Raw genomic sequence first — 10,643 nt, forward strand, 5'->3', positions numbered from 1 at the left:
CCGCCACCGCCGTTGCCGCCGACCGCGCCGACCCCATCAGCCGACCCACCGGCACCACCAGTCGTCTGACCATAGGACGTGCCGTCACGCTGCCCCTCGATGAACGTGTTACCGCCGTTACCGCCGGTGCCACCGTTGAGCGCGTCACCACCAGCACCACCGGTCGCCGAACTGTCCACCACACCATTAGCGGTCACACTGCCACCGCTCATCGCAGTCACCAGGGCATTGCCTCCCAGTCCACCGGTGCTACCGATGCCTTTGCCCTCACCGCCGCTGCCGCCGGTTGCCACCGCGTCGGTCACGGTGCCGCCACCATCAGCGACGACGGCAGCCACACCACCTTGACCACCGGCACCGCCATCGATCCCGACACCGGCATCGCCGCCGGTGGCCGTGGAATCGGTGACCTTGCTGTCCGCGCCGGTCGCGGTGATGCTCGCCGCCCCACCGGCCGCACTGTCACTGCCCTTACCGCCGATCGCGTGACTGTCAGAGATCGTGCCGCCGCCGGTCGCGGTCAACGACGCCGCACCACCATCACCGCCGGTTCCGGCGTTACCACCGGTGACCGAACTGTTCTCAATCGTGCTGCCGGCACCGAGGGTGACCGTGGCCGCACCACCGGCGAAGTGCTCGCTGTTCTGCCCGCTGGTGATCGTGGTGTTGACGAAGGTGCTCCCCGCCCCACTGACAGTCAGGGAGTTGTTAGCACCGTTCGAACCATTCACACCGTTGAGGCCACCGTCAGGACCGAGGCCGCCGAACACATGCGCGTCATCGATCTCGCCGCCGTTCGACGCCGACAGTGTCGCCGAGCCGCCAGCACCACCCTTGCCGCCAGCACTCGTCCCTGTCCCGTCGCCACCACGTCCACCGTCACCACCGGTGGCGGAGCTTTCGGTTATCTTGCCGCCGGCCGTGGCGCTGAGGCTGGCGTCGCCCCCAGCACCACCGGTGCCGCCGTCACCGCCGTTGCCATTGACGCCACTCTCGCCCGCCGCACCACCGGTCGCCCAGCTGTCCGACACTTCCGAACCACTCCCTGCAGCGGTGATGGTTGCCGAACCGCCCTTGCCGCCTACGCCGCTGCCAGTCCGGGCGGCGCCGGCCGCGCCTGTGGCGTCACTAGCGGTGATGGTGGCTCCGGCCGAGCCCTGCACGGTGGCTGCGCCGCCGTCACCACCGGTGCCGGCGTCGCCGACACCACCGGACCCGGCCACGGCCTCACCGGTCACCGTGGTCAACGTGCCCGGCGGCTCCGCGTCCGCAGTGGACCCGGTGACCTTGGCATTACCACCGACACCACCGGTACCACCGGATTCGGCGGCCCCGCCGTTACCACCGGTAGCACTGCCCTCGATAGCCGCCCGAGGACCGCCGATCACCTCCCCGACACCACCGTTACCGCCGACGCCGCTCCCGCTACTCAGACCACCGGTGCCGCCGTTGCCGCCGTTAGCGGTGCCAGTGACCGTGCCCGGATCGCCATAGCCCCCGTAGAGGCCCTGAACCTGGCCCAGAGCGCCGTCTCCACCCTTACCAGTGCCGTAACCGTCGCCGCCGTTACCCCCGGTGCCGACACCACTGGCGGTACCGCCATGGCTGCCGTCGGCATACACCCAGCCGTGACCGCCCCGGCCGCCCTGGCCACCGTCGTAGCCATCGCCACCGTTACCACCGAAGCCGTAGCTGGTGTCACCGTCCGGGGTGTCGTCGACATAGCTGCCGTTCTTGGCATAGATAGACCCGTAACCGGCTTCTCCGCCCTTGCCGCCGTCAAAGCCGTCACCACCGTCACCGCCGGTCGCATTGCCCTTGGCATAGCCCGCCAGACCAGAGATCAGGCCTTCACGACCATTGCCGCCCTTGCCACCGTCAAAGCCGTCACCACCGTCACCGCCGGTCGCATTACCCACAGCCTTGCCGGTGCCATACCCATTGGTCTGGGTCTGCAGGGCGCCATAGCCACCGTTGCCGCCGGTGCCTCCGTCTTGTCCGAGGCCACCGGTGCCGCCAACAGCATGACCGTTGATGGTTCCGTTCGGGTCATTCATCAGCAGCCAGGCAAACCCGCCGGTTCCACCCTTGCTGTTGCTGCCGTCACCGATACCACCGGTACCACCGATCGCCGCACCGGTCACGTCGGCCAGCCCCTGGGCGGTCACCTTGCCGTAATTGCCGGCACCACCTTGACCTCCATCAGACCCGGTGCCACCATTGCCGCCCTTCACCACCAGGTCGTGGGCCTTAGCGCCGCTGGACGCCTCCACCGTCGCCGCACCACCGGCACCACCCTTGCCACCGTCGGCATCGCCGAACCCAGCATTACCACCGGTCACCACTGCCTTCGTGACCGTGGTGTGCTGAGCACCGTTGACCCCACTAGCCGTAATCGTGGCCGCGCCACCCACCGCAGTATCCGACGAAGCACCACCAGCAACATGACTCTGGTCAACGGCGCCGCCATTGGTCGCCGAGATCGAAGCCGTCCCGCCGATACCGCCGGCACCACTGTCGCCGCCGGTTACCGAGCTGTCGGTGATGGAGCCACCACCCGAGGCGGTCGCCGTCGCCCCACCACCAATGAAGTTCGCCGAGCTCTTACCCGCCGTGACCGTGGTGTTGGTGATACTGCTGTCCGCACCGCTGACGTTCATAGAGCCGTTCGTGCCGTTGGTCCCGTTGACCCCGTTGGCCCCACCGTTGGTGGCAGCACCACCGTTGACCTGGCCATTGGTGATGGTGCCGCCGTCAGCGGTCATCGTCGCACTACCACCGACACCACCGACACCACCGGCGTTGCCCGCCAGGTCACCGGCACCACCGGCACCGCCGGCGCCACCGGTCGCAGTCCCCGACGCAGTGCCACCGTTGATCGCGTTGGCCAAGCCGGCACCACCGTTGCCGCCGTCGCCGCCCTGACCATCAAGAACGGCGTCCACGTACGTACCGCCCTGCCCGCCGGTGCCACCAGCACCACCGACACCCGCGGCACCACCGTGGCGGGTACCGGTACCGACTCCACCGTCGCCGCCGTTACCGCCGTTGCCACCATCACCACCAGCACCGCCCGCGCCACCAGCGCCACCAGTGCCCGCAGTGCCGTTGCCGCCGTCACCACCGGCGCCACCCTGACCACCATCGACGCTGGCTCCCAGCGAGCCACCGGCACCACCGGCACCGCCGGCACCACCGGTGCCGCTGCTGGTCCCGCTGGCGTTGCCGATACCGCCCTTACCACCGTCACCGCCGTCGGCACCGGTGCCGCCGTTGCCGCCGTTACCACCGTTACCACCGGTGCCGTCGGCGTGAACATGCGCATCAGCCGCCGAGGTCGCCTGCACATTGCCGCGACCACCGTCGCCGCCCTTACCGCCGACGGCGCCGTCCGTGCCGTTCACGCCACCGTCGCCGCCGTTGCCACCCACTGCAGTGCCACTGACACTGTTGCCCGCGCCGGCAGCCGAGGTGCCCTGGACCGAGCCGATGCCGCCGTTACCGCCGTCACCGCCCAGACCCTTGCCACCATTGCCACCCGTCGCGCTACCGGTGGCCGTCCCACTGTTCCAGGACACGACCTGAGCCAGACCACCGTTGCCGCCCGTCGCGCCGGCAACACTGCCCGCACCGCCATCGCCGCCGGTCGCCGTGGCCACATCGACCTTGCCCTGGCTCAAGGCGATGATCTGAGCAATACCGCCCTCACCACCGGTACCCCCGCCAGTGCCCGCACCGCCGCCACCGCCACTAGCGAGACCGTCGGTAATCGACAAGCCATTACCGCCCTGGATCACAGCGCCGCCACCGTCACCGCCGGTGCTGCCCAGACCCGTGCCCTGCCCACCGGAACCACCGACCGCGTCACCACGCAGGACAGTGTTGTTGGGCAGATGATCGTTGTTCTGGTCGATTCCCGCCGTGACCTGCGCCCATTGGCCGTCACCGCCCTGACCCTGGTCAACCCCATTTCCGCCATTACCGCCGGTGGCGCTGCTGTCCGTCACCGAAGAATTCGTACCGGCCGCGGCGACATAACCCACGCCACCGCTACCACCGGCCCCGCCACCGCTGCCGTTACCGCCGTTACCACCGACAGCATCACTGCCGACCACCGCACCGCCATACGTGGCGGCGACCAGCGCATCGCCACCAACACCACCGGTACCACCGTTGCCATCGCCGAACCCGGCGTTGCCACCAGTCGCGTGACTACCGGTCACCGCACTGTTCGCGCCATCAGCAGTGACCGACGCGACCCCACCGCCTGCGGTGTCACTACCCTCGCCGCCCGTGGCAGAGCTGGAGGCAATAGCACCACCGCCGGTCGCTACCAACTCAGCCGTCCCGCCGATACCGCCGGCACCACTGTCGCCGCCGGTTACCGAGCTGTCGGTGATGGAGCCACCACCCGAAGCGGCCGCCGTCGCCCCACCACCAATGAAGTTCGCCGAGCTCTTACCCGCCGTGACCGTGGTGTTGGTGATACTGCTGTCCGCACCGCTGACGTTCATAGAGCCGTTCGTGCCGTTGGTCCCGTTGACCCCGTTGGCCCCACCGTTGGTGGCATTACCGGCAACGACGTGGCTGTCGGTGACACTGCCGCCATCGGATGCGGTGATGGTTCCGGCGCCGCCGGTGCCGCCGGTGCCGCCGGCGGCGACCGCCGTGCCGTTACCACCGTTACCGCCGTTACCGCCGGTTGCCGTGCTGTCCACGTCGACTGTGCCACCTGTGGTGGTGGTGATGGTGCCACTGCCACCGGCGCCGCCCGCGCCGCCGTCGAAGCCATCACCGCCGTTACCACCGTTACCGCCGTTACCACCGGTGGCGTGGCCACTGCCTACCGTGGAGGTGCCGTAGCCGCCTATGCCGCCGTCACCGCCGCGTCCACCATTGGTGCCACCGTTACCGCCGTTACCGCCGTTACCGCCGGTGCTGGATCCCGTCTGGTTCAGGCCGCCACCGATACCATTGCCGCCCTTACCACCGTCGGAGCCCAGGCCGTCGCCGCCGTTACCGCCGTTACCGCCGACACCGCCGACACCGGTGGCATCGGTGGAGACCACGCCGTTCGACACCTGGACGTTGCCCCACGCACCATTGCCGCCGTCGCCGCCGAGCGCACCGTTGGTTCCGTTGAGGCCACCGTCACCGCCGTGACCGCCGATCGCGGTGCCGTTGACGACTGCGGCACCGGTCGAGCCGGCGTAGTCCGTCACCTGAATCCAGGCGCGACCGCCCTCGCCACCGTCACCGCCCAGACCGTCGCCGCCGTTGCCGGCGACGCCTTGCCCGCTGACACTGCCATTGAGTCCGGCCATGTTGGCGGTGCCACCGGCGCCGCCCTTGACGCCGGCGCCGTCGGCGTCACCGCCGTTACCGCCGGTCATGTCGCCGTTGGCACTACCGGTCGTCCCTGCGGCACGCACCGATCCATAACCGCCGTTACCGCCGGCGCCTCCGTTGGTGGCCTCGCCTCCGTTACCGCCGTGGGCGGTGCCCACAGCAATGCCGTCGGAGTCACTCACACCGGCCACACCTGTGCCGATCTGACCGCCACCGCCGTTACCGCCGATGCTGCCTGCACCGGTCGCGGTGCCGCCGTAGCCGCCGACGGCCGTACCGTCGCCAGTTCCGTTCTGTCCGACGGTGACGCGGCCGACGCCACCGTTACCGCCGACGCCGCCGTCGATCCCCTCGCCACCGGCGCCGCCCTGGCCGGACCCGGTCGCCTGGCCACCGCCGCCATAGGTCACCACATAGCCGCCGCCGCCATTGCCACCGGTACCGGTGCCGATCGCAGCCCCGCCTGTGCCGCCGGATGCGTTGCCGCTCGCGGAGCTGCCGGCGCCGTCGGCGGAGATGAGGCCTTGGCCGCCCACGCCTCCGGTTCCGCCGGTGGCGGTGGTCGAACCGGCACCACCGGCACCACCGTTGGCACCGACCGCGACACCGCTCGCGGAGCCCCCGTTGGTGGCCGAGACGGCCGCGCCGCCACCACCACCGCCGCCACCGCCGCCGTGGCCGGGCCCGGTCAGGCCGCCCGCAGCGCCGATGCCACCGGCACCACCCGTGCCGGCGGTTGCGGAACTGCCCACGCCCGCGTCCTGCAGGACACTGGCCCCGGTGCCACCCGATCCACCGTTGCCGCCGCCGCCGTGAGCGCCGCCGCTCTTGCCCAGTCCGCCGATTCCGCCGTCACCGCCGTTACCGCCGGCCTGGACGCCCGACACACCGGTTTCACCGCCGTACGAGGCGGCAACAATGCCCTGCCCGTCACCACCGTCACCGCCGGCGCCACCGACGCCGCCGGCACCGCCGTAGCTGCCACTGTGGCCGGGGTTGATATTCGCGCCACCGGCACCACCTTCACCACCGGCCCCGCCGGAACCGGCCTGGGCCGAACCGCCGCCGCTCCCGCCGTTGCCGCCAGCACCGCCCTTTCCGCCGGCACCGCCGACACCAAGGCCGCCGCTGAAGACGGCACCACCGGCACCACCCTTGCCACCGGCTCCACCATTACCAGCGGGACCACCATCGAGTGCCGCACTGCCGCCATGGCCACCGTCACCCGCATCGCCACCGGCGCCACCGTTACCGCCGGTGTTGCCACCGCCGTCCCACGCGATGCCGCCGTTACCGCCGTTACCTCCGGCGCCACCGTTGCCGGCGCTGTCGCCAGGGTCTGTGGCACTGAAGCCAGCACCACCCTTGCCGCCCTTACCGCCGGCACCGCCGTCAACCAACTGGCCTGCGACGCCGCCGTCGCCGCCGTTACCGCCGGCGCCACCGTCCTTGTGGGTCGCATCGCCCGCGCCACCGTTACCGCCGTCACCGCCATAACCGGCGATACCGCCCGGGACACCCAGGATGCCGCTGTCGCCCATGTTGCCGCCGTTGCCGCCGTTACCGCCGGCCAAGCCCGCGCCCCAGGAGTGGCCGCCGTTACCGCCGTTACCGCCGTTACCGCCGGTGGCGTTGGAGACACCGTCGTTACCGGCGTTACCGGTAGCACCGCCGGCCGCACCGCCCTTACCGCCGACACCGGACTGGAACGAACCGTTACCGCCGTTACCACCGTCATGGCCCTGGCCGAAGGCGTCGACACCACCGTGACCACCGTGACCGGCGTTACCGGAGGCGCCACCGTTGCCACCGTCGCCACCATCACCATCAGTGCCCACCGGCAGGATCGCGGTACCACCGGCACCACCGGCGCCACCGGCACCGGCCTGGCCGCCATTGCCACCGTTACCGCCGTCACCGCTACCACCGAAGGCACCATCGCCGCCGCTACCGGAGGCACCGCCCTCACCACCGTTACCGCCCTTACCGCCGGTACCCGTGCTGTAGATCGCGCCGCCGGCACCACCGGCACCACCAACACCACCATTGCCGCCGTTACCACCGTGTGCACCGTCGGTGGTCGGGGTGAAGCCCTCACCGCCTTCGCCGCCCTTACCACCGTTACCACCGGCACCACCGTCACCGGCGTTGACCCCACCAGCGCCGTAAGCAATACCACCGGCGCCGCCTTCACCACCGGCACCACCGTGGCCGCCATCGACGTGGTCCTCGGTACCGGCAGCACCAGCACCACCGTCACCACCGTGACCACCGGCACCGCCATTGGTCAACTGGCCGGAGACACCGCCGTTGCCGCCCTTACCACCGGCACCACCGTTACCGTCACCACCGTTGGCGAAACTGCCCGCACCACCATTACCGCCGTTGCCGCCGTCACCGCCGCTGCCGCGGCTACCACCGTCACCACCGGCACCACCATTGCCGCCACGGTCCCCGGCATTGACACCGTTGAACCCGTCACCACCATTGCCGCCGTTACCGGCGATCCCGGTGATCTCCACACCATCACTACCGGCACCACCATTGGCCGAACCCGTGCCCGCCGTGCCGGCCTTGCCCGCCGAGCCGACCTCACCACCGGTGCCGCCGTTACCACCATCGACATGGTCGGCAGTGCCATGCGCACCCTGACCACCATCACCAGCAGTGCCCGCATCACCACCATTACCGGCATCCCCGCCCTTGCCGGTCAGGCCATCAGCACCGCCCCCGGTTGACACACCACCAGCACCGCCGGTGCCGCCATCACCCCCGGTACCACCGTTGCCACCCGAGCCACCGGCCTGACCGTCCCCGCTACCACCGTTGAGGAACGATCCGTCAGAACCGGTCGCACCATCGCCACCGTTACCACCATTGCCGGCGTTACCACCCGCACCGCCGGCACCACCAACGAAGCCGGTGCCACCAGCACCACCATCGCCACCAGCACCACCATTGCTGCCGCTCTCACCATTAGCACCGGCAACAACAGCAGACAGGCCCTCATAACCGGCGCCGCCCTTACCGCCGGCACCACCATCACCACCATTGCCCTGGTTCGCGTACGTGATGCCGTCAGCTTCAAGACCACCGGCACCACCGTTACCACCGGCACCACCCTTACCACCGGCCGTGCCATCAATGTTGGGTGCGGTCCCGGCCACACCAGCCGCGCCGTCTTTACCGTGGCCACCGTTGCCGCCGACACCGGCGACACCGTCGTCGGCACGCCCGCCACCGACTTCCACACCACCCAGGCCGGCGTTACCACCGACACCACCATTGCCACCGGAAGTACCGGCCGCCGCAGCGGCATCGGCGGCCGCGTCATAGCCGTCACCACCGGCACCACCGTTGCCGCCCTTACCGGCCGAACCATTGCTGCCCGCGGCCGCGAAGTTGCCGCCACCCGAGGAACCACCCGCGCCACCGGCACCGGCGTTACCACCATTGCCACCGTGACCACCAGCACCACCGGTGCGGTCCTCGGCCGTGCCGGTACCACCGTTGGCGCCGTGAGCACCATCGGTGCCCGAGCCACCGTTACCACCGACACCACCGACACCGTGCACACCCTCGACCGCGCCCGCACCACCAGCGCCACCGTCACCACCAACACCACCATTGGTGCCCGACGTCCCGGCCGCCGCACCCTCAAGCACCGCATCAAAGCCGGCACCACCCTGGCCACCGGCACCACCATTGCCACCATCGCCCTGCGCCGCACGGGTGACACCATCGGCCTGCAGACCACCTAGGCCGCCATCACCACCGGCACCACCCTTACCGCCGTGACCCCCGGCAACCCCAGCCGTGTGCGAGTCCGCACCAGCCGCGCCGTCCTTACCGTGGCCACCGTTGCCGCCGACACCGGCGACACCGTCGTCGGCACGCCCGCCACCGACTTCCACACCACCCAGACCGGCGTTACCACCGGCACCACCATTGCCACCGGAAGTACCGGCCGCCGCGGCGGCATCGGCGGCCGCGTCATAGCCGTCACCACCGGCACCACCGTTGCCGCCCTTACCGGCCGAACCATTGCTGCCCGCGGCCGCGAAGTTGCCGCCACCCGAGGAACCACCCGCGCCACCAGCACCGGCGTTACCACCATTGCCACCGTGACCACCAGCACCACCGGTGCGGTCCTCGGCCGTGCCGGTACCACCGTTGGCGCCGTGAGCACCATCGGTGCCCGAGCCACCGTTACCACCGACACCACCGACACCGTGCAGACCAGCGACCGTGCCCGCACCACCAGCGCCACCGGCACCACCAACACCACCATCGGTGCCCGACGTCCCGGCCGCAGCACCCTCGGCCACCGCGTCATAGCCGTCACCACCCTGGCCACCGGCACCACCATCACCACCATCGCCCTGCGCAGCACGGGTGACACCATCAGCCTGCAGACCGCCTAGGCCGCCATCACCACCGGCACCACCGGCGCCACCGTTACCACCGGCAACCCCAGCCGTGTGCGAGTCCGCACCGGCGAAGCCCTGACCGCCGGCACCGCCATCGCCACCGAGACCGGCGGTGCCATCGGCACCGTCGGCCGCAGCACCGGTGCGGCCCAGCCCACCTGAACCGCCGGCTCCGGCGTTACCGCCGGCGCCACCGGCGCCACCGGCCTGGCCGTCGACGTGATCGACCGTGCCGGCTGCACCCTCGGCGCCCTTACCGCCGGCGCCACCGGAACCGCCCGCACCACCGACACCACCAAGACCCTGCAGGCCCGCAACCGAACCGGTACCCCCGGCGCCACCGGCACCACCATTGCCACCATTGGTGCCCGACTCACCGGCACCACCGGCAGCACCCGGGTCCACCGCATGCGCACCGGCCTGACCGCTGTAGCCGGCACCGCCCTTACCGCCGTCCCCCCCATCGCCGCCGGCACCGTCGGTGGCGCGGGTGACCCCATTGGCCTGCAAACCACCCAAGCCACCAGCACCACCGGCACCACCGGCGCCACCATTGCCACCAGAAACCCCAGCGCTGGTGGAATCGGCCCCTGTGAAGCCGTCACCACCGGCCCCACCGGCGCCACCGACACCCGCGGTGCCGTCAGCACCGTTGGCCGCAGCACCGGTGCGGCCCACCCCACCGGTGCCACCGGCACCGGCGTTACCGCCCGCACCACCAGCGCCACCGGCCTGACCATCCACGTGTTCTGCGGTGCCGTCAGCACCCGTGGCGCCGACACCACCCTTGCCGCCGGATCCACCGGCACCACCGGCACCACCGAGACCCTGCAGGCCCGCCACCGACCCCGAACCCCCGAGACC

The 10,643-nt window shown here is 70.6% G+C and carries 1 protein-coding gene; it reads right to left on the bottom strand.

The window, feature by feature from the left end; translation table 11 throughout:
- Positions 1-10,643, bottom strand: a 10,643-nt coding sequence (locus tag AWC18_RS21540) for a hypothetical protein (protein ID WP_165757953.1), incomplete at both ends; no start/stop codon positions are given.

It is taken from the genome of Mycolicibacter nonchromogenicus (genome assembly GCF_002101775.1).
Lineage (GTDB): Bacteria > Actinomycetota > Actinomycetes > Mycobacteriales > Mycobacteriaceae > Mycobacterium > Mycobacterium nonchromogenicum.